Raw genomic sequence first — 1,080 nt, 5'->3', positions numbered from 1 at the left:
GACGTGCCGGGCGCGCAGCCGGGGGCGGCCGACGCGGCCGGGGGGCATGGTGCGGACCGCGAGGACGCGCAGCCGCCGGTCGAGGTAGGCCACGTCGATGGCGAATCGCATCCGGACGGTGTGGATGCTGGACGCGGGGGTGAGCAGCAGCGCGCCGTCGAGCCCGTCGCGGCCCAACAGGCCCCGGGTACGGGCGCGGTAGGAGGCGGCGACCCGCAGTGCCACCTCGGTGCCGGGCGTGCGCAGCAGGCCCTCGCCGTCCCGCCAGCGTCGGCGCATGGTCCGTCCCCTCCCCGCATGCGGTCCGTCCCCTCCCGAACGGCGCGACCGCCCGTGTACGGTCGGCCCGGTGCATGTCTATCTGATCGTGGGCGCCGCCGTCTGGGGAATAGCGAGCGGGCTGCTTCTGCCGCGCGCCGCCTACCGGTTGACGGTCCCCGCCGACGAGCCCTGGGCGGCGGCCTGTCCCGCCGGGCACACGGTCGGCGGCTGGCTCGGCCCGGCCCGCTGCGAGCAGTGTCCCGAAGGGGAACGGCGCTACGGACCCGGTTACGGTGCCGCGCTCGGCTGCGCGCTGGTGTGCGCGGTGCTCGCCTGCCGGGTGGGCGGACATCCCGAACTCGCCGTCTGGCTGCTGCTGGTGCCGGTCTGCGGCGTCCTCGCCCGGGTCGACCTCGCCGTCTTCCGGCTGCCCGACGTCCTCACGCTCCCCGCGCTCGGGCTCACCGCACTCCTGCTGGGCGGCGCGGCCCTGCTGCCCTCCCACCACGGCTCCTGGACCCGCGCCCTGATCGCCGCGGCGGTCCTCGGACTCCTCTACGCCGTGCTGTTCTTCGTCAACCCGGCCGGCATGGGCTTCGGCGACGTGAAACTCGCGCCGACCCTCGGGCTCGTCCTCGGCTGGTACGGCTGGGGTGCCGTGATCACCGGCACGTTCGCCGGGTTCGTCCTCGGCGCCCTCGTCGGACTCGTCCTCATCGCCACCCGCCGTGCCACCCGCAAGACCGCGATGCCCTTCGGCCCGTTCATGCTCGTCGGCGCCCTGACCGCAGTGCTTCTGGTGCCCTGACCGGCCAGGGC

At 75.3% G+C, this 1,080-nt stretch carries 2 protein-coding genes; one reads left to right on the top strand and one right to left on the bottom strand.

Annotated features, from left to right (window positions below; translation table 11 throughout):
• Window positions 1-279, bottom strand: a 279-nt coding sequence (locus AC13HU_RS37555; protein WP_483046486.1) for a DUF192 domain-containing protein, incomplete at its 3' end; no start/stop codon positions are given.
• 70 nt (window positions 280-349) lie between these two features.
• Here AC13HU_RS37555 and AC13HU_RS37550 point away from each other — a divergent pair.
• Window positions 350-1,069 (top strand): prepilin peptidase, encoded by a 720-nt coding sequence (locus AC13HU_RS37550; RefSeq protein WP_483046485.1) that lies wholly within the window; start codon window positions 350-352, stop codon window positions 1,067-1,069.
• The last annotated feature ends 11 nt before the right edge of the window (window positions 1,070-1,080 follow it).

Source organism: Streptomyces sp. NH27 (assembly GCF_056859195.1).
The sequence above is the reverse complement of the archived record's forward strand: the minus strand, read 5'-3'. Positions and strand labels throughout refer to the sequence as shown.